Annotated in this window: 20 protein-coding genes and 1 pseudogene; 3 read left to right on the forward strand and 18 right to left on the reverse strand. The window is 63.3% G+C overall.

Going from position 1 to position 18,994, the window contains the following annotated elements; translation table 11 throughout:
- Positions 1 to 13: 13 nt before the first annotated feature.
- The gene (locus tag ACT3UQ_RS06115) at positions 14 to 523 is read right to left on the reverse strand and encodes an SRPBCC domain-containing protein (protein WP_444636686.1); all 510 of its coding nucleotides are present in this window, start codon (positions 521 to 523) and stop codon (positions 14 to 16) included.
- A gap of 483 nt (positions 524 to 1,006) precedes the next feature.
- Here ACT3UQ_RS06115 and ACT3UQ_RS06120 point away from each other — a divergent pair, with 483 nt between their 5' ends.
- The gene (locus ACT3UQ_RS06120; protein ID WP_105554237.1) at positions 1,007 to 1,537 is read left to right on the forward strand and encodes a DinB family protein; all 531 of its coding nucleotides are present in this window, start codon (positions 1,007 to 1,009) and stop codon (positions 1,535 to 1,537) included.
- 87 nt (positions 1,538 to 1,624) lie between these two features.
- Here ACT3UQ_RS06120 and ACT3UQ_RS06125 read toward each other — a convergent pair whose 3' ends face one another.
- The 11 genes and pseudogenes from ACT3UQ_RS06125 to clpS all read right to left on the reverse strand — a co-directional run bounded on the left by ACT3UQ_RS06125 (position 1,625) and on the right by clpS (position 9,219).
- Positions 1,625 to 2,296, reverse strand: coding sequence for a hypothetical protein (locus ACT3UQ_RS06125; RefSeq protein ID WP_258134036.1), 672 nt, complete (start codon positions 2,294 to 2,296; stop codon positions 1,625 to 1,627).
- Positions 2,297 to 2,310: 14 nt separating this feature from the next.
- A complete protein-coding gene (locus ACT3UQ_RS06130) occupies positions 2,311 to 3,240 on the reverse strand; it encodes an ABC transporter ATP-binding protein (RefSeq protein ID WP_105554239.1) in 930 nt (309 codons plus the stop codon).
- Positions 3,233 to 3,622 (reverse strand): GntR family transcriptional regulator, encoded by a 390-nt coding sequence (locus ACT3UQ_RS06135; RefSeq protein WP_258133683.1) that lies wholly within the window; start codon positions 3,620 to 3,622, stop codon positions 3,233 to 3,235. The genes ACT3UQ_RS06130 and ACT3UQ_RS06135 overlap by 8 nt, the downstream gene beginning before the upstream one ends.
- Before the next feature lie 224 nt (positions 3,623 to 3,846).
- Positions 3,847 to 4,482, reverse strand: coding sequence for an RdgB/HAM1 family non-canonical purine NTP pyrophosphatase (gene rdgB, locus ACT3UQ_RS06140; protein WP_444636688.1), 636 nt, complete (start codon positions 4,480 to 4,482; stop codon positions 3,847 to 3,849).
- Entirely contained in the window at positions 4,479 to 5,213 is a 735-nt protein-coding gene (gene rph, locus ACT3UQ_RS06145) for a ribonuclease PH (RefSeq protein ID WP_105554241.1), read from the reverse strand. The genes rdgB and rph overlap by 4 nt, the downstream gene beginning before the upstream one ends.
- Positions 5,214 to 5,319: 106 nt before the next feature.
- On the reverse strand, positions 5,320 to 5,760 hold the full coding sequence (locus ACT3UQ_RS06150) for a PACE efflux transporter (protein ID WP_105554242.1): 441 nt from the start codon (positions 5,758 to 5,760) through the stop codon (positions 5,320 to 5,322).
- Positions 5,761 to 5,956: 196 nt separating this feature from the next.
- Positions 5,957 to 6,409, reverse strand: a complete 453-nt coding sequence (locus ACT3UQ_RS06155; protein WP_105554243.1) for a carboxymuconolactone decarboxylase family protein — start codon at positions 6,407 to 6,409, stop codon at positions 5,957 to 5,959.
- A 223-nt stretch (positions 6,410 to 6,632) separates the two neighbouring features.
- Positions 6,633 to 7,427: pseudogene (locus ACT3UQ_RS06160) on the reverse strand (MBL fold metallo-hydrolase); the annotation flags it as partial.
- A complete protein-coding gene (murI, locus tag ACT3UQ_RS06165) occupies positions 7,424 to 8,347 on the reverse strand; it encodes a glutamate racemase (protein WP_105554245.1) in 924 nt (307 codons plus the stop codon). The gene murI and the pseudogene ACT3UQ_RS06160, both read right to left, overlap by 4 nt.
- 3 nt (positions 8,348 to 8,350) lie before the next feature.
- Positions 8,351 to 8,929, reverse strand: coding sequence for a DUF2017 domain-containing protein (locus ACT3UQ_RS06170; protein ID WP_105650808.1), 579 nt, complete (start codon positions 8,927 to 8,929; stop codon positions 8,351 to 8,353).
- Positions 8,930 to 8,934: 5 nt separating this feature from the next.
- Entirely contained in the window at positions 8,935 to 9,219 is a 285-nt protein-coding gene (gene clpS / locus ACT3UQ_RS06175; RefSeq protein ID WP_105570124.1) for an ATP-dependent Clp protease adapter ClpS, read from the reverse strand.
- A gap of 117 nt (positions 9,220 to 9,336) precedes the next feature.
- Here clpS and ACT3UQ_RS06180 point away from each other — a divergent pair, with 117 nt between their 5' ends.
- Both ACT3UQ_RS06180 and ACT3UQ_RS06185 read left to right on the forward strand, forming a co-directional pair.
- Positions 9,337 to 10,635 carry a nicotinate phosphoribosyltransferase gene (locus ACT3UQ_RS06180; protein ID WP_105650809.1) on the forward strand — a complete coding sequence of 433 codons (1,299 nt, stop codon included), beginning with the start codon at positions 9,337 to 9,339 and terminating at the stop codon, positions 10,633 to 10,635.
- A gap of 58 nt (positions 10,636 to 10,693) precedes the next feature.
- Positions 10,694 to 11,311 carry an isochorismatase family protein gene (locus ACT3UQ_RS06185; protein ID WP_105570122.1) on the forward strand — a complete coding sequence of 206 codons (618 nt, stop codon included), beginning with the start codon at positions 10,694 to 10,696 and terminating at the stop codon, positions 11,309 to 11,311.
- A 116-nt stretch (positions 11,312 to 11,427) separates the two neighbouring features.
- Here ACT3UQ_RS06185 and ACT3UQ_RS06190 read toward each other — a convergent pair whose 3' ends face one another.
- The 6 genes from ACT3UQ_RS06190 to ACT3UQ_RS06215 all read right to left on the reverse strand — a co-directional run bounded on the left by ACT3UQ_RS06190 (position 11,428) and on the right by ACT3UQ_RS06215 (position 18,960).
- Positions 11,428 to 13,368 (reverse strand): BCCT family transporter, encoded by a 1,941-nt coding sequence (locus ACT3UQ_RS06190; RefSeq protein ID WP_444636692.1) that lies wholly within the window; start codon positions 13,366 to 13,368, stop codon positions 11,428 to 11,430.
- A gap of 61 nt (positions 13,369 to 13,429) precedes the next feature.
- Entirely contained in the window at positions 13,430 to 13,885 is a 456-nt protein-coding gene (locus ACT3UQ_RS06195) for a thioesterase family protein (protein ID WP_105570120.1), read from the reverse strand.
- Positions 13,882 to 14,829, reverse strand: coding sequence for a 3-hydroxyacyl-CoA dehydrogenase NAD-binding domain-containing protein (locus tag ACT3UQ_RS06200; RefSeq protein ID WP_105570119.1), 948 nt, complete (start codon positions 14,827 to 14,829; stop codon positions 13,882 to 13,884). The genes ACT3UQ_RS06195 and ACT3UQ_RS06200 overlap by 4 nt, the downstream gene beginning before the upstream one ends.
- A gap of 2 nt (positions 14,830 to 14,831) precedes the next feature.
- Complete coding sequence (locus ACT3UQ_RS06205; RefSeq protein ID WP_444636695.1) at positions 14,832 to 15,731, reverse strand: 3-keto-5-aminohexanoate cleavage protein; 900 nt, start codon at positions 15,729 to 15,731, stop codon at positions 14,832 to 14,834.
- Between the two features lie 40 nt (positions 15,732 to 15,771).
- Positions 15,772 to 16,665, reverse strand: coding sequence for a TetR family transcriptional regulator C-terminal domain-containing protein (locus tag ACT3UQ_RS06210; protein WP_258134038.1), 894 nt, complete (start codon positions 16,663 to 16,665; stop codon positions 15,772 to 15,774).
- A gap of 528 nt (positions 16,666 to 17,193) precedes the next feature.
- Positions 17,194 to 18,960 carry a DEAD/DEAH box helicase gene (locus ACT3UQ_RS06215; RefSeq protein ID WP_105554254.1) on the reverse strand — a complete coding sequence of 589 codons (1,767 nt, stop codon included), beginning with the start codon at positions 18,958 to 18,960 and terminating at the stop codon, positions 17,194 to 17,196.
- Between the last annotated feature and the right edge of the window lie 34 nt (positions 18,961 to 18,994).

Here is an 18,994-nt window from a genome sequence, read left to right on the forward strand (position 1 = left end):
TATACGCAAGCGATTACTCCCGGGGGGCGGTTGGGAAGAGCGACTCGTAGTAGCCGCTAAGTGCTGGGTAATAATCCGGTTCGAATCGGATTTCATCGGCATCGGCACCGGAAACGGCTGCCACCAGCCGGTCCAGGTAGTAATCCCACCCAGGACCCACCGAGCCGGCCATGCTCGGATCGAGCCCCGGCATCCTGAACACCAGCTTGCTGCCGTCCGAAACTTCCTCGATCGATAATTCCAACCGCCAAACTTCCTCGCCTTCCCCGGTGCTGACGCTAAGCAGGTAAGCAGCCCGGTCACAGCTCAGGATCTCGACTTTCTCGCGGGGCGTTCCTTCCTCGGCGGTCAAAGCCACTTCCACTTCCCCGCTGCTGGGGTCACCCCGCCAACTGCCGAACCACAAAGCAGTTCGATCCGAAACAGCAAGGTAGGTCCAAAGCTCTGCGGCTGGCACCGTGAAAACTCTGCGCAGCTCCAAGGCGCCATCGGGTGCGCGGGTTCCGGTCGGCAGGGCGTTCATGGCCACTCTCCTGATTCTCCATGAATTGCCGAGGTGGATTCAGTATCCATCGGGCTCGACAGCGGTGTATGTAGGGTAGCAAGAAAGGTGCCATCCGTCATTGGAAAAGAAACGCCTTGCCATGCTCGGTCACGATCGAGACATGATTTATGGTTGTTCGGCTAACCCTGACCGGCCAAGCCCTCATCATCTGGCGACCGCCCCGGCGTCGGCAGGCTGATTTTGCCGACCGTGGGCAATTCGCCTCTTCCCCACCCTGGCGACCAAAACCACTGCGGGAAAAGTGCTATTTCAAGCCCATCTGTTGCTCCATGCAGCTCTCGATAGACCCGATTCGACCTGGCTTGGGACAGGAATTATTCGCCTAGTCTTTGAGTTTTCGGCCCGACCTGTTTCAATTCGAAGGCTGTGGCCCAGCTGCGGAGCGTCGTATCGTTGGGCACAGCACTTCCCATCCAAGCATTGACCTTTCCAAGGAGCACCATGGTTTCGCTATCTCCCGAACGCCAAGACATCTTGGGGCTGCTGGCGGAGGCCCGTTTCTTCCTGAAAAATACGACCCGCGGGCTGAGCGATGATCAGGCCAGGCTTCGCCCCACGGCCAGTGCCCTCTGCTTAGGAGGAATCATTAAGCACGTTACCGCCACCGAGGATTCCTGGGCGCGATTTGTCGTCGAAGGCATGGAGGCCCAGTCGGTCAATGGGAAGCATTTTGCGCAGTGGGGAGCGGAGGAATACGCGATTCGGCAGGCTCAGTTTGAAATGGGAGCAGATCAGACTCTGGCGGAAATCATTGCTGATTACGATGCCTGCGCCGCACGCACCGAGGAGATAGTGACTACCCTTGCGGATCTTGATCGACGTTTCGAGCTACCGCCGGCTCCATGGAACGAACCTGGTGCGAGCCTTAGCGTGCGCCGGTCATTGCTTCACATCGGTGCAGAGACTTCGCAGCATGCTGGGCACGCCGACATCATCCGCGAGTCCATCGACGGTGCGAAGTCGATGGGATAGGGATCGCGCTGCGCTGGGTCTCCGGGTAGCAGAATACCCAGGAAGCGAGTGATTCGCTCCCCGGGTATCAGGCCATCTATCGGGCGGCTAGGCCACTGTTGCCTTACGCAAGGTCAGATACGAACCGCCGGCCATCACCACCGCTACGGCACCACCCCACAAGGTCACCCCGGCAGCAGTCCAAGTCAGCGCCCAGCTCCAGAAATTGTCCCAAAAATCGCTGAAGGTCATCAGCGCGGCAACTCCGAGGAGCACAACTCCTAGTCCAATGAAGAAGACCACCATGCCGGTCGTCTTCCAACGCATGTAGATCGTGGCGATCAAGAAGCCGATCATGAACAGCAGTACCATCAGCACGAAGTAGAAACCTACCTGAACCGCCGCGTTGTTATCCGCGATCCACTCCAAGGCGAAGAACCGGGAATCCAGCCACCAACCACCGGTTGCCTTCTCCACCAGTCCCATCAAGTAGTAGAAGATCGATAGCGCCAGTGCGCAGGCCGAAAACAATAGGACCGTTCCGAGGTAGAAACTGCGTCGCGAGACGCTCATGGCCTGAGAAAAGGGGAAGGTTAAGGTCAGTGCCTGGATACCCAACGCCAAAAAGTACCACATGGGCGCTTGGGCTCCGCCGCCATAAACGGCTCCCTCGGCTCCGGCTTCGCGGACTATCCAGAAGATCGCCAACGAGAAAATAAAAGAGCAGCCGAGAATCAACAGCGGGAGGCCAATAAAGACCCATTTGTTGATCAGTTGCATGCGAACTACCTTTATTACACGCTCCATTGCTTTGCCTCCTCATCGCCTTCGGTTGTTTCGCTTTGAACCGGCTGCCCCAAGGCAGTCCGTACGACCAGTTGCTGTAGTGAAACGGGGCTGAGATCAAGACCCAGTTCTCGCGCTTCGGTTTGTTGCCTCTCCGAAAGTCGCGCTCGGATGCTGATGCTCGCCAGCGTTCCCAGAGAATCCCGGTGAATGACCGGGTAACCCTCGATAAACTCGTGCACCGTGCTCGAGTTGCCGCTGACCGTCACCGCGGCCCCTTGAAGGGATTCAGCATCGCTGTCCATCACAATGCGACCACCGTCGATGATGATCACGTGTTCGAGGAGATTTGCGACCTCGTCGATCAGGTGGCTGGAGAGCACGATCGTGCGTGGATACAGCGAAAAATCTTCCACCAGTCGGTCGTAGAAGATCTGCCGAGCCACCGCATCCAGGCCCAGGTATGGCTCGTCGAAGAAGGTCACTTCGGCCCGCGAAGCCAGGCCAATGATCACTCCAACGGCCGAAAGCTGGCCGCGGGATAGCTTCTTGATCTTGCGCTTGACCGGCAAGTTGAAGTCTGCGATCAGCTCCTGGGCTAGCGCCTCGTTCCAATTTTCGAAGAAGAGGGACGCTGCTTTGAACGCCTGAAAGACCTTGTACTCATCGGGGTACTTCTGCGATTCACGAATGAAGCAGATGCGGGACAGGGTTGCATCATGCTCGAAGGGCGCGTGCCCGAAGATCTCGATCTCGCCACTGCCGGGGTACCCCTGACCGGTGAGGATCGACATCAGGGTCGTCTTGCCAGCGCCATTGCGGCCGAGCAGACCGTAGATCTTGTTGGATTCTAGCTGCAGGGTAACGTCATCCAGCGCCTTGACGTCCTTAAACGTCTTAGTCAGCCGTTGCGCCGAAACTGCGATTTTCTCAGACATCACTCATACCTCCGTGGGTCGAATCCAATGGATGTGCGGATTTGATCATGTCCATCAGCTCCTCAACTCCGATGCCAAGTTTCCCCGCTTCGGCCGTCAGCGGCTGGACGTACAGGTCATTAAATTTCTGTCGACGCTTTTGCCTCAGCCGTTCCGGCGCGCCCTGTGCTACGAACATCCCGATCCCCCGCTTCTTATACAACAGCCCTTCTTCAACGAGCTTGTTAATTCCTTTGGCCGCAGTTGCCGGATTGATCCGGTAAAAGGCGGCGAATTCGTTTGTCGATGGCACTTGGGCCTCTTCGGCAAGCACGCCAGCGAAAATATCATTTTCGATCAGCTCGGCGATCTGCATGAAAATCGGTTTCGAATCATCGATCACGCCATGCACTTCCCCTCGTTTGTGGAACCAAATCTCCCAACCAGTTCATTGGTTCATTACTCATGTAACTAACCATAGAACCTGGGTGAAAATTATGCAATACCACTGCCTTCCGCGCACGAAAAAACCGGCCGGCTCTCCGTATTTCCCATATCGGGGAAATGCGGAGAGCCGGCCGGTTCACCAGAAGCCCGGTGGCTATCTGCGCCAAGTCACGCTGGCGCTTATTTGACGGCTAATGCCTTGCTGACCTCAGTGATAATCGCTGGTAGCAACAGTTTGAATGCCTGGGCGCGATGCGAGATCGAGTTCTTTTCCTCTGCCGAGAACTGAGCCAAGGAACGGTTGGAATCTTTGGGCTGGAAGACCGGGTCGTAGCCGAAGCCATGCTCGCCGGCACGCTCGCGGCGCAGCCGGCCTACAAGCTTGCCGAGTTCCACTTGCTGCGCACCACTCGGAGTAGCCAGTGCCGCGGCGCAGACGAACGCGGCGCCACGGTGTTCTTCGGAGATATCGCCGAGCTGCCCCAGCAACAGGTCGATATTCGCTTCGTCGTCACCGTGCGATCCAGACCAGCGAGCCGAGAAGATCCCGGGTGCCCCGCCTAAGACATCAACGCTCAATCCCGAATCATCGGCCAGCGCGATCAGCCCGGTAGCGGCACTGATCTCCTTGGCCTTCTTCAGTGCATTGCCCTCGAAGGTGACCTGATCCTCGACCGGGTCCGGGGCGCCGGCGGTGGCCGCGTCGATGACCTGGGTGTCGACATCCAGGCCAGTCACCTGGCCGCGCAGCAGCTCGCGCAGTTCGCGCAGCTTGCCCTGGTTGCGTGAGGCTAGGACGAGAACTGCCTCGCTCATTTGGCGTTTCGCAGGGTCTCGGTCTGGATCTGCGCCAGCTCGGTGGTCCCGATCAATGCAAGGTCCAGCAATGCGTCGAGCTCTGCACGCTTAAACGGTGCGCCCTCCGCTGTACCCTGCACCTCGACGAAGTCACCGGAACCGGTGACCACAACGTTCATGTCGGTCTCCGCGCGAACGTCCTCCTCATAAGGCAGGTCGAGCATCGGGGTACCGTCGATAATGCCCACGGAGATCGCCGCGACAGAATCGGAGAGCACCTTCGCGTTGGACTTCAGGATTCCCTCGCGGCGGGCCCATTCCAGCGCTTCGGCCAGCGCCACATAGGCGCCGGTGATCGCGGCGGTGCGGGTTCCGCCATCTGCCTGCAATACGTCGCAGTCGAGCACGATGGTGTTTTCGCCCAGCTGTTTGGTGTCAACCACCGCGCGCAGCGAGCGGCCGATCAGTCGGGAAATCTCATGGGTGCGGCCCGACAGCTTGCCCTTGACCGCTTCGCGGGAGTTACGGGTGTTGGTGGCACGTGGAAGCATCGCGTATTCTGCGGTAACCCAGCCGGTCCCCTCGCCCTTGAGCCAGCGCGGCACGCCCTGGGTGAAGGAAGCGGTGCACAGCACGCGGGTATTTCCGAATTCGATCAGAGCCGAGCCTTCGGCCTGGGTGGACCATCCACGGGTGATGGTGATGTCGCGAAGTTGCGCGGCGCTGCGGCCGTCGGCACGTAAAGTCATGCTTCCATCCTAACGAAAGCACCCCGGCTTCCGGGTCTGTGACGGCACCAGAAGCCAGGGTGTTTAGTCCAACAGGGTGCCAACTCGACTTGGCTGGCGGGCGGTGCTAAATCACCGATTCTTCGACCTCGGCAGATGGGCATTTTTTGGCCGGTAGGACACGGTCGAAGAGCCAGGCAAAGACGAAGGTGTAGATCAGGAAGAACACCAGCAATCCTGCTTCCAGGACCAACGCCTCGAGCAGCGTAACCGAGAGGATCCAGGCGAGAATCGGCACAAGAATCAGCACCAATCCGCCTTCAAACCCGAGCGCGTGGGCAATCCGGCGCCCCACGGTGCGCACCTGGGACTCCTGGCGCTTTTCCCATGCCTCGAACAGGGAGGTCCAGATGTAGTTCCAGATCAGGGCCACGACCGAAGAAGTCACGGCGACAATACCGGAATGCCCGCCGCCAAAACCCAAGAGGACCAAGGCCACGGAGGTCAGCACAATGGCGAAGAGCTCATAGGAAAAGACGTAAATGATGCGTCGAAGAACCGAGGACACGAGGTACTCCTTAGAAGTAGTCCATAGGAAGTCCTTGCGGGTTCGCGTCCATGGTGTAGGTAGTTAATTGCCCCGCGAGTCCTCAGCGGGGTGTGCTTTCCAAGCTAGCACGCGGCAATTCTGCTCGCTAGAGTTCGGTGAGCGAAATCACCGGTCTGGCTGGCTGATCCCTCAGCCGAACGGCGATTTCCGGTGATCAAGGTGCGACGGGGTACTGGCTGCGAATCGCGATCCGATTCCAGCTGTTCATCACGATGGTAAGCCAACTGATCGCGGAGACTTGCTCCGCGCTGAGCACCGCGGTGTCCCCGGCGCGCGACGGCGGCACCTCAAGCTGCGTGACCTCTTCGGCCAGGGCCAGCGCCGCGGCCTCCACCTCGCTGAAGTATTGCGATTCCCACCACGCGGCCAGCACAGCCAAGCGGTCGGACGTCTCCCCGAGTTTCAGCGCATCGCGAGTGTGCATTCGCAGGCAGAAGGCGCAGCCGTTGAGCTGCGAAACACGGATCTTGACCAGCTCACCGAGCAGCGGGTCCAGACCGCAGGCCACCAGCGCCGCTTCGGCCTGCGCATTCAACTCGATCAGGGCCTTGTAGGCCTCGGGATGTTGCTTGCCCAGATTTACGCTGCGTCGCGGTGCCGATGGCATAGTTCAGTTCCTCTGTTGGGTTGGCCCGTGGGTGCGGCGGGTTCGGTTGCCTACCCGTGCCGCAAAACCCTGCCCGCTACTTCTTGCGCTTGAGCAGCGGGAACTTGCGGACCTTCTCGTAGTTGATCTTCGGCAGCGAGCCGGTGCGGGACTTGAGGTAGTCGGTTCCGCGGTCGCCCTTGAACAGCGTCGGGTGCTTGTCCTCTTTCAGGGAGCCGGAGTAGACCCCGTAGGTCACCCCGGAAATTGCCACGGCGATCCCGCGGTCATAAGTTTCCTTCGCCTCGTCGACGACCTTGTTGATATCGGTCCACACCGGAATGTGGGTCAGCAGCAGCCGCTCGGCGCCCGCCTCGGTGGCCATCTGCCCGGCACGCTTGCCGGTCAGGTGCACCCCGTCGATCGCGTCGTCGCGGCCCTCCTCGAAGGCCGCTTCGCAGAGGAAGATATCCGAACCCCGGGCGGCATCCACCAGCCCCTGGCAGGTATCGGTATCCCCCGAGTAGGTCAGCACACTGGTCAGCAGTTCCCCGTCGGGGCCAGGCTCGCGGGCCTCGACACGCAAGGCGTAGGACTCTTCGATGGGGTGGCGCACCGGGTAGGGGGTGATGGTGAATGGGCCGATATTCACCGGCTGCAGCGCGGTCCACTGGCGGAAGTCGTAGTCCTTGTGCATGGTGTCGCCCTCGGGCAGGCCGTAGGCGGTCTCGATCCGATTGGCGGTATCCGCCGGCCCATGAACCAGCATTTTTTCGCGGTTCCAGCCGTTTGGGTCCCAGCGGATGGCCACGTGCATGCCGCACAGGTCCATGCAGTGATCCGGGTGGAGATGGGAAATCATGATCCCATCGAGGTCCTTGATATCGGTATAGCGCTGCAGGACGCCCAGGGCGCCGGAGCCAAGATCGAGCAGGATCTTCCAGTCGCGAGTGCCATCAAAGGCAGTGACCAGGTAACAGGACGCCGGGGAGCTCGGGCCCGGGAACGACCCGGTGCACCCGATAATGGTCAGCTTCATTGCTTACTCGCTTTCGCCGCGGCAATCAGTTCCGGGGTTAGCCTGGTGATCGCACCGGTGGGATAGTGGGCGGCCACATGGTCCACATGGCGCACCTGCAATACTTCCGGTCCGAGGAATCGGCGAGCCAATACCCCAAAACTATCAGCGTTCCCGGTGGCAAGGAATTCGTGACGCGCCGCCAGCTGGTCCTCGCGTACCAATTCATGGGTCGTCAAGGCGCGGAAGGCATCCTTTGCGGTCTCCTCGGCGCTGGAGACCAGGGTGACCGACTCCCCCATCACGTAGGAAATCACGCCGGTGAGCAGCGGATAGTGGGTGCAGCCCAGGATCAGCGTGTCCACCTCGGCGGCCTTCAGCGGGGCCAGGTATTCCTCGGCCTGCGCCAGCAGCTCGGCACCGGCGGTAATCCCTGACTCCACAAATTCGACAAACCGCGGACAGGCCACCGCGTGCACCTTCAACGACGGCGCGGCGGCAAAAGCGTCCTCGTAGGCGCGCGATCCCACCGTCGCCTGGGTGCCGATCAGCCCGATCTTCCCATTCTTCGTCGCCGCGACCGCACGGCGCACCGCCGGCTGGATCACCTCGACCACCGGGATCCCGTAGCGCGCGGTATAGCGTTCGCGGGCGTCACGCAGCACCGCCGAGGAGGCCGAATTGCAGGCGATCACCAGCAGCTTCACCCCGGCGTCCACCAGCTCGTCCATCACGCCCAGCGCATTGGCCCGCACCTGGGCGATCGGCAACGGGCCGTAGGGCGAGTTCGCGGTGTCTCCGACGTAGATCAACGATTCGCCCGGCAGCTGGTCGATGATCGCGCGGGCCACGGTCAGTCCACCGACCCCTGAATCGAAGATCCCGATCGGGGTATTGGCATTTGGCGCGCTGAGCGGAGAACTGGCGAAGTAGGAGTTCATCGCCTAGCGCTCCGCATTCATCAGTGCCTGCATCAAGGTGTCCTGCACCCAGGAGACCAAGTTGTACACCAATCCCAGATACTCTTGCGGCGATTGCACGGCCGCGGCATCGACCAGCTGGGCGATCCGCTCCGAATCCGCCTCGTCGCGGATGTCCAGCCGCTCGGCGAGCACCAGGCGCACATCGTTCAACGCCCGCGCGAAGCGTTGCGCGGCCGGGACCTGGAGCACCAGCTTCTCGGTCTCCAGCAAAAGCTGGGCCTCGCGTAATAAAGAGGTCTTTTCGGCGATCAGATCCGCTTCGGTCAGCCGGCGGAATTCCGCGGCCACCGCCTTGTCCTCGCTGGCATCCGGAAGCAGCCGCTTGACCGCGGCATCGGATGGTTCGGGAAGATCCGCGCTCTTTGGGCGCATCCCGGTCAGCGCGTACAGCGGATCGATATCCTCGGGCAGCTCATGCACCGCGGCGCGTTCTTCGAGCACCGTGATGACGTCGCCGAAGAGTTCGCGCAGCAATTTCCGTTCCGAGGCGTGCAGCGTACCGGTGATTCCGCGCGCGCCACTTTTAAAGGCCTTTGCCACGTAGCTTAGGCCTCCTGGGTCATGGTTGCCTGCAATCCGAAGCCGTGCATCGCATGCACGTCGGACTCGATCGCCTCCCGGGCACCGCTGCGCACGACGCAAAAACCGTCGTTGTGCACCTGCAGCATCAGCTGTTCGGCGCGCTCGCGGGTGAAGCCAAAATACGACTGGAACACATAGGAGACATAGCTCATCAGGTTCACCGGGTCGTTCCACACGATAAGGCGCCAGGCCTTATCCTGCGCCTTGAGGGTCTCGGGGTTCGTCATTACATCGGGCATAGCGGTCATAATTCTCATTTTACGCCCCATCTTGCCAGGAGGCGCGGTGCGTTGTGAATATCACCGCAAGCGTGAGGCGTTATACAGTAAAGGCCGGTCCATCCACTTTTCGATCAGGAGCACCACATGCTCACCAGCCTTTTTACCGATCACTACGAGCTGACCATGCTGCAGGCGGCCCTCGCCTCCGGCGCCGCTCACCGCCCCTCGGTGTTCGAAGCCTTCTCGCGCCGACTGCCCGAGGGACGACGCTATGGCGTGGTCGCCGGCACCGGTCGCCTGCTCGAAGGCCTCAAGGACTTCCACTTCGGCGACGCGCAGCTGCGCTTCCTCTCGGATACCAAGGTGGTGAACAAGCAAACCCTGGATTACCTGGAGAACTTCAAGTTCACCGGCGACATCACCGGCTACGCCGAGGGCGAGCTCTACTTCCCGCACTCCCCGATCCTCACCGTGCAGTCCACTTTCGCCGAGGCCTGCGTGATCGAAACCTACATCCTCTCGATCCTGAACCACGATTCGGCCATCGCCTCGGCCGCCTCGCGCATGATCGCCTCGGCCGGCACCCGTCCGTGCATCGAGATGGGCTCCCGGCGCACCCACGAGGAATCCGCGGTGGCCGCGGCCCGCGCCGCGATCATCGCCGGATTCGATTCGACCTCCAATCTGGAGGCCGGCGCACGCTACGGGATCAAGACGGTAGGCACCTCCGCGCACTCCTTCACCCTGCTGCACGACACCGAAGAGCAGGCCTTCGCCGCGCAGATCCAATCGCTGGGCAAAGACACCACGCTGCTGGTGGACACCTACGAGGTGGAGGCCGGGGTGCGCACCGCGGTCAAGGTGGCCGGTCCCGAGCTCGGCGGGGTGCGTCTGGACTCCGGCGACCTGGTCCAGCAGGCCGGCTGGGTGCGCGAGCTGCTCGACGACCTGGGCAACTGGAACACCAAGATCACCGTCACCTCTGATCTGGACGAATACGCGATCGCGGCCCTGGGCAGCGCACCGGTGGATTCCTACGGCGTGGGCACCGCCCTGGTCACCGGTTCCGGGCACCCGACCGCCTCGATGGTCTACAAGCTCGTCGCCCGGCAGGATTCGGCCGGCAGCTGGATTCCGGTGGCGAAGGCCTCGGCGAACAAGGCGAGCGTCGGCGGGCGCAAGCACGCGGTCCGCCAGCTGAACGAACGCAACCGTGCCACCGCGGAGATCGTCTCGCTCGAGGAGTACAGCACCGGCGGGCCCGAGCGCCAGCTTTCGGTGCCCTTCGTCACCGCGGGCCGGATCGATGAGTCCTTCATCGGCGCGGCCGGCGTGGAGAAGGCCAGGGCGCGCCACCACGCCTCGATCCAGGAAATGCCCGGAGTGGCACGCAAGCTCCAGCGCGGCGAGCCGGTCATCCCGACGATCATCCGCGAGGACTGAGCGCCGAGGCAGTATTATGGTTAAAACCCTATTCACTCGCAATGATTAGGAGCAAAACATGACTCGAGCCCTGCTAGTTGTCGATGTCCAACCGGATTTCTGCGAAGGCGGCCCGCTGGCCGTGGCCGGCGGCAACGCCGTCGCTGCCGCGATCGCCGAGGATGTGATGGCCCGCCGCGAGTCCTACAGCGCGATCATCACCACCCAGGACTGGCATATCGATCCGGGAGCCCACTTTTCCGAGGCCCCGGACTTCGCCGACTCCTGGCCGGTGCACTGCGTCGCCGGCACCGAAGGCGCGGAGCTGCACCCAAGCATCGCCGCGCTGGAAGTCGACGCGCACTTCGCCAAGGGCCGCTTCACCGCCGCCTACTCGGGGTTCGAGGCCCGGGTCCTGGATCCGGGCGCGGCCCCGGAGGATGAGTCCGGCGCCCTGCTGGATCAATGGTTGCGCGAGCGAGGCATCACCACGGTGGATATCGTGGGCATCGCCACCGATCACTGCGTGCGCGCCACCGCGCTGGATGCCGCCCGCGCCGGATTCAGCACCACCGTGCTCGCCCCGCTGACCGCGGCGGTGAGCCCGCAGAACCTGCCGGCGGTCTACACCCAGCTGCGCGAGGCCGGAGCCATCGTGCTTACCCTGGGGCTGGAACCGGTCAGCCCCGCGCCCTGAGCCTTCGTAAAACGCCGACGGCGCCCCGCTTTATGCGGGGCGCCGTCGGTCGTTCGCCGGACCTATTTGCACCCGAGAAACCAATCCTGCAGCCTGTCGCTGCGCCGCCGCACCGGCTACTTTTCGCCCACGGCCAGCGAAGCATCTGCGGATGCGGTAGGCGTGGGCTCCGCCTGGCGCTCGCGCTGGATCGCTCCGGGCTGCCGGCTGCTGGCGATATCCGCGGGGTTGACCAGGTCGATCTCCCCGGTGGCCTGCAGGTACCAGTCGGTCAGCAGCGGATCCTTGGTGCCCAGCCCGGCACCGGCTCCTTCCTCCTTGCGCACCTCGGTGGCGTTGAACACGAAGTCATCGCCGAAGTCCTCGATGCCGCGGCGGATGCCCTGGGCGATCGCCGCATGGGCGAACTTGACCCGCAGAATATATGGATCGGTGCGCAGATCGCGCCACCAGGCGATCATGATGCCCATCACCACAAAGGCGAACGGCAGTGCCGAGACCACCATCAGCGATTGCAGTCCGGCCAGCCCCTCCGCTCCGCCGGCCAGCAGCAGCGAGGCCGCGGTGAGCCCCAGCAGCAGCCCCCACACCACGGTGACCCAGCGCGAAGGCTCGGGCCGGCCGCGCTGCGACATCGAGGCCATGACGATCGAGGCCGAATCGGCCGAGGTGACGAAGAAGACGATGATCGAGGCCATCGCGATGATCGACAGCACGGTGCCTCCGGGCAGCTGGTCCAGGACCGCGAACAGCATCGCCTCCGGCGAACCGGCATCGCTGATGCCCTGGCCGGTCAGCTCCATCCACATCGAGGTGCCGCCGAAAATGGAGAACCAGAAGAAGCAGACCAGCGCGGGGACGATGATCACCACGGTCACGAACTCGCGCAGCGTGCGGCCGCGGGAGATCTTGGCGATGAACAGGCCCACGAACGGGGTCCAGGTCACCCACCAGGCCCAGTAGTAGGTGGTCCAGCCGCCCATGAACTCGGCCGCTTCCGGGCTCTGGTTCGGGTTGCGCATCAGCATGGTCCACAGCTCGCCGAAGAACGCGGCCATGCTGGCGGGCATGAAGTTCAAGATGAACAGGGTCGGCCCGACGATGAAGATGAACAGCGCCAGCATCCCGGCCAGCACCATATTCAGGTTCGACAGGGCGCGGATGCCGCGCTTGACCCCGGAGACCGCCGAAAGGATGAACAGCACCGTCAGCACGGCGATCGAGCCGATCAGGAACGTGTTGCCCACCGGCCCGGCCCCGCTGACCATCTGGTAGCCGCGGCCGATCTGCAGGGCGCCGATGCCCAGCGAGATGGCCGTGCCGAACAGCGTCACCAGGATGGCGAAGATGTCGATGGCCATGCCGATCGGACCGTGGGTGCGGGCGCCGAAGATCGGTTCGAAGATCGAGGAGATCAGCGGCGGACGCCCGCGCCGGTAGGCGCTGTAGGCGATGGCGCCGCCGACCAGCGCGTAGTAGGCCCAGGCGATCGGGCCCCAGTGCAGCATGGTTTGCGCCATGGCATCGTGCATGGCATCCGGGGTTCCGGCGGCCGACTCGAACCCGTAGGGCGGATCCTGGAAGTAGACCAGCGGTTCATAGGGGCCATAGAACAGCAAGCCGATGCCGATGCCGGCCGAGAACAGCATCGCCACCCAGGACACGGTCGAGAATTCGGGTTTCTCATCGTCGGCGCCCAAGCGGATGCCGCCGGTGCGCGAATAGCCGACCACCAGCATGAACACGGCGATCGCGATCGAGAGCAGCCCGAACATCCAGCCGAAGTTCGTGGTCACCCAGGACAGCGCCGTGCCGCCGAGCGTGGCGACGGTATCAGGTGCCAGCACGGCCCAGAGAATCACCGCCACAATCAACGCGCCGGATAAGGCGAAGACAAGTTTATTGGTGCGGAAATCCTGCCTGGTCGATTCTACGCCGATGCCCGGAATCAGGGCCGGATGCACCAGCCCGGGCTGGGTGAATTCCTTGAGCAGCTTGCGCATCGGAGGCCGGGGTCGGGCGGGGTGCGGTTCCCGCGGGGTATTCTGCTTTGCCATGTTTTCCACCTGAGGTCGCTTTGTCGTCACTGCCTTGCCGGCGCGGGCTGGATCCGGTTCCTCACCCGATCCTGCGCCCGCACCACGGCGGCGGGTCCGCGGCAGCGCGCCGGGCCGCGGACAGGATGCCGGGCCCAAACGGCACGGTGGCCCCGGCCGCCTGGTCCACGTGCAGCCCGAGGATTTCCTCGGTCGCCACCAGTTGCCCCGAGCGGTACAGCTCGTGAGCCAGATGCAGTTTCTTCGCGCCGAAGCCGGCCAGCACCGTGCGCACGCTCAGCGGTTCGCCGAGCGAAACCTCCTGCAGGTAGCGCACATGGGCTTCCACGGTGTAGAGCGAGCAGCCGCTGGCGGCCCGGTAGTCCTCCCCCAGGCCCAGCGACTCCATCGCGGCATCCGTGGCGTATCCGAAGACCAGCACGTAGTAGGGCTCGGACATGTGCCCGTTGTAATCGATCCAGGCCGCGTCAACCGTCGTTTCGTAGCTGCTCAGCAGCCCCGGCTGTTGGGCGCTCATCCCCGGCCTCCGGCAAGTTTGCGGATGGCGATAATCCCGGCGTCGCGTTCGGCGACCAGCTGCCCGAAACTCCGTTCGCCGGCGGCCGTGTCACAGCCGGCCACCACCGAATCGCGCAGCTCACCGGTCAGCTCCGGGGCATCCAGGCGCGTCCACGGCGACTTCAGCGACGGTCCGAAATGGTCGAGCATATGCGCCATGCCGCCTTCGCCGCCGGCCAGATGGAAGGTGAGCATCGGGCCATGCATCGGCCAGCGCAGCCCCGGGCCGTCGGTGATCGAACGGTCGATCTGCTCGACCGTGGCCTCGCCGTTGTCGATCATGTGCAGCGCCTCGCGCCACAGCGCCTCCTGCAGGCGGTTGGCGATGAATCCGGGGACCTCGCGGTCCATCAGGATCACCGACTTGCCGATCTGCTCGTAGAATTCGGCGGCCCATGCCTCGGCCCGCTTGCTGGTCAGCTCGCCGCCGACCACCTCGACCAGCGGGATCAGGTAGGGCGGGTTGAACGGATGGCCGACCACAAAACGCTCGGGGTGCGCCAGCGCCGCGGCCATATCCGTCATCGGGTAGCCGGAGGTGGAGGAACCGATGACCACGTCCGGATCCACCACCGCGTCCAGCTCCGCGAACAGCTTGCGCTTGAGCTCTAGCTGTTCGGGGGCCGATTCCTGCACGAACCCCGCCCCGGCGACCGCTTCGGACAAATCGGTGTGCACGCTGAAGGCGTTCTTGTCCGCTCCGTGGACCATGTCCAGCTGTTCCAGGGCCGGCCAGGCCGCCTCGATCAGCCGTCCCAGTTTCGCGGCCGCGTCGGGTGCCGGGTCCCAGACCTTGACCTGGTAGCCGCGGGCCAGGAAGTAGGCGGCCCAGCCGCCGCCGATGGTTCCTGCACCGATGCAGGCGATGGTGTCGATGTCGTTGATTGCGCGAATGCGTTCCATGCTCAGGCTCCTGCCGGGATCTGGACTTTGAGGTCGAGGATTTCGCGGGCCTCGTCGGGGGTCGCCACTTCGGCGCCCAGGGATTCGATAATGCCCACCGCGCGGTCGGTGAGCTGCGCGTTGGTGGCTTTCACTCCCTTGGACAGGTACAGGTTGTCCTCCAGGCCGACGCGGGCGTGGCCGCCGGCCAGCACCGACTGGGCCACCCAGGGCAGCTGGTTGGCGCCGATGGCGAAGGAGGTGAATTCCGCGCCCTTGGGCAGCAGGTTGACCATCGCGTGGAGCAGGCCCGGGTCCACCGGGGCCCCGTAGGGCACGCCCATGCACAGCTGGTACAGCGGCGGCGGGTCGATCAATCCCTCCTGCACCATGACATTGGCGAACCACAGGTTCCCGGTGTCGAAAATCTCCAGCTCCGGGCGCACCCCCAGCTGCTGGATCCGTGCCGCGCCTTCGCGCAGCATGTCCGGAGTGGAGACGTAGAGGTTGCTGCCATCGCCGAAGTTCAGCGAACCGCAGTCCAGCGTGCAGATTTCCGGCAGCAGCTGCTCGACGTGGGGCAGCCGTTCCAGGCCGCTGACCAGGTCGGTGCCCGGCTGCTGGGCGGTCGGGTTCTGCGGGTCGAGGACCAGGTCCCCGCCCATTCCGGCGGTCAGGTTGATGACCGGGTCCACCTCCGAGGCGCGGACGCGTTCAACGACCTCGCGGTAGTATTCGACCTTGCGCGAGCTGAGCCTGGTCTGCAGATCGCGCACGTGGATGTGGACGACCGAGGCACCGGCCCGTGCCGCGGCAATCGCATCGTTGGCGATTTCTTCCGGAGTCACCGGAACGAATTCGCTCTTTGCGGTGGTGTCGCCTGCTCCGGTCAGGGCGCAGGTCAAGATTATTTTTCGGTTCATCTCTAATCTCCTTTTGTAGCTCTTTTGCCCGGTCTGCGAATTACCGGGATTCCGCGGCCCAACGGGAATCGGCCCGGGATCCGTCCAACGCGATGCAGCGCCGGAGATAGTCGCGCAATCCGCGGGCCATGGCCGGCTTGTCGATCACCCGGGTCAGCACCTTGATGCCGTATCCATCCATCAGCGAGGTCAGTTCCAGCGACATGCTGTCGGGGTCGCCCGCCCGGAACAGCCCCTGGCGTTGGCCATCCTCGATCGTGCTGCGTACGGTCGCTACCCAGCGCCGGTAACTCTCGACATAGGCCTCGTCGTAGCGTCCATCCACGGTGATCTTGTTCCACATCTGGACCCAGATCGACCATTCAAGCTCCGCGGTTCGCCCATCGGGAGATTGCAGCTCAAGCAGCCTGGTCAACCGCTCGGCCGGGTCGGTTACCTCGCTCAGCCACGCGACTTGTCGGTTATAGGCCAGTTTCACCGAGTAGTTCATGGCCGCGCCGAACAGTTCCTGCTTGGTCGGGAAGTAATAATGGACCGTCGCGCTGGATACTCCGGCTTCGGCCGCGATGTCGGCAATCCGCACCGATTCAAAGCCCTGCTCGGCAAATAATCGCCAAGCCGTTTCGATAATTTTGCGATGGCCTAACTTTTGATCAGCCGACGGGAGACGCTCAGCGGCACCCTCCAGTCTCGGGATGGCGGCGGAAACCGCAGAGCTCTCCTCGCCCATGATCCAGCTGACCGTCACCCCGGTAGCTGTGGCAAGGCGCAGCAGCTCGTCGGCGGTAAACCGCCGCAATCCTTTCAAAGACTTGGAGAGCTTCGTTTCATCGATGCGAATTTGCGCGGCGATCTCCCGCTGCGAACTGCCGCTCTTTTTGATTGCGGTCCGGATCCGCTCGCCGATCGGGCCCATGGCTGTGGTACTTGGCATGCCAGCTAGCCTATATGCAACTTTCATGAATCGCAAAGTATTTTGATATTTAGTCAGAACTTGCGATTTTGGGAACCGCGTCGCATTGGCGATTCATGCCGTGGCAGAAGCGAATCCGGGAGCAACGGCGCAAGACACGGAACGGTTTCCAGCAGTTCCTAGGCCGAGCCGCTCTGGGAAAGCTCCTTGCGAGCGGCCGGAAGCAAGTACGCCAAAGGTGCATCCCGCAGCTGGGCTCAACGCCGCCGGCCGCGGAGACGATGTTTGCGTCATGCGCTCGGCGGCCCTGTCCAGCAATGCGAGGAAAGCAAGCGGTGCCCGAAGCCGGGTCCTACCGGATCCTGGCGGGCAGGCTGCATGGAATGGCGACTTTCAAGAGCGAAAATAACAACTGCTCGCCGCTCGGATTCCGTTCGGTTCACGGCGCTGGCCACAGGCCTGGAAGCGGCCAGCCCCCGCGCCCCGAGCCTTCGTTAAACGCCGACGGCGCCCCGCATGATGCGGGGCGCCGTCGGCGGATCGCCGGACCTATTTGCGCCCGACGAACCAATCCTGCAGCTTGTCGATGCGCGCCTGCAGCTGGTCCGCGGTCGCCTGCGGCACCGCCGGACCGCCGCATACGCTGCGCAGCTTGTTGTGCACCTGCCCATGCGGCACGCCGGTGCGCGAAGCCCAGGCCGAGACGTTCTTGGACAGCTTCGAGCGCAGGTCCATCATCCGCCGGTGGTCGCTGACCGGTTCGGGCTTCGTGGCCCCGCGCGAAATCTGCTTGTTCTGCTGCTCGCGCAGCAGCGCGGACACCTGCTCGGTATCCAAGAGGCCGGGAATCCCGAGGAAGCCGAGCTCCTCATCGCTGCCCAGCTCCGCGCCGGTGCCGAATTCGCCGCCATCGAAGAGCACCCGGTCGAAGGAGGCCTGGGAATTCAGCGCCTCGAATTTGGCCTTGTTCAGCTCGTCGCTGGCTTTCTCCTCGCGATTCGCCTCTTCGAGGAACGCGTCGTCCAGTCCGTCTTCGAGCTTCTCCCCTTCGCGGTCCAGCGCGTGGTCGCGTTCGATCTCCATCTCGTTGGCCAGCGCCATCAGCACCGGCACCGAGGGCAGGAACACGCTGGCGACCTCGCCACGCTTGCGGCTGCGCACAAAACGCCCGACGGCCTGCGCGAAGAACAGCGGGGTCGAGGTGGAAGTGGCATACACGCCCACGCACAGCCGGGGCACGTCCACACCCTCGGACACCATGCGCACCGCGACCATCCAGCGCGAATCCGAGGCGGCAAAATCGTCGATCTTCTGCGAGGCCTTCGGGTCATCCGAGAGGATGGTGGTGACCTTCTCGCCGCTGATCGCCTCCAGCTGGGTGGCATAACCGCGCGCGTCCTCATGGTCGGTGGCGATCACCAGGGCGCCGGCATCCTTCACGGTGCGCCGCACCTCGGAAAGCCGGCGATCCGCCGCACGCAGCACCGAAGGAATCCAGTCGCCGTGCGGGTCCAAGGCGGTGCGCCACGCATGCGCGGTGACATCCTTGGTGAATCCGGCGCCGAGCTCGGCTTCCATCTCCTCGCCGGCCGCGGTGCGCCAACGCATCGCCCCGGAATAGGCCATGAACAGCACCGGGCGCACCACGTGGTCCGCCAGCGCCTTGCCATAGCCGTAGGTGTAATCCGCCTTCGAGCGGCGGATGCCATCGCCCTCGTCCACATACTGCACGAAGGGAATCGGCGCCGCGTCCGAGCGGAACGGAGTACCGGTCAGCGCCAGCCGGCGGGTGGCCGGCTCGAAGGCCTCGCGAATGCCATCGCCCCAGGAGAGCGCGTCGCCTGCGTGGTGCACCTCGTCCATCACGACCAGCGTGCGCGCGCCTTCGGTTTTCGCCCGGTGCACCGCTGGCTTCTGCGCCACCTGCGCATAGGTCACCACGACGCCCAAGTAGTGCGAGCCGTGCCGCCCATCGGAGTTCTTGTAGTTCGGATCCAGCGCGATTCCCACACGTGCCGCGGCATCGGCCCACTGCTTTTTCAGGTGGTCCGTGGGCGCGACGACGATCATCCGGTTGATCTTGCCCGAATCGACCAGCACCTTCGCCAGGCGCAGCGCGAAGGTAGTTTTACCCGCACCGGGGGTCGCCACGGCCATGAAGTCCCGTGGTTCGGCGTCAAAGTATTTTGCCAGCGCCTCGGCCTGCCAGGCACGAAGCTTCGGCCCGGTTCCCCAGGCAGCCCGTTCCGGGTATGCCGGAGGGAGCTTGTCTTCCAGCGGAAGCTTGTCACCAAAATCAAAAAGTGTCTCGGTCATTTACCTTTTCCCGATGGTTCCTGCTGGTTGTCCC

It is taken from the genome of Glutamicibacter sp. AOP12-B1-11, from assembly GCF_052379245.1.
Taxonomy (GTDB): Bacteria; Actinomycetota; Actinomycetes; order Actinomycetales; family Micrococcaceae; genus Glutamicibacter.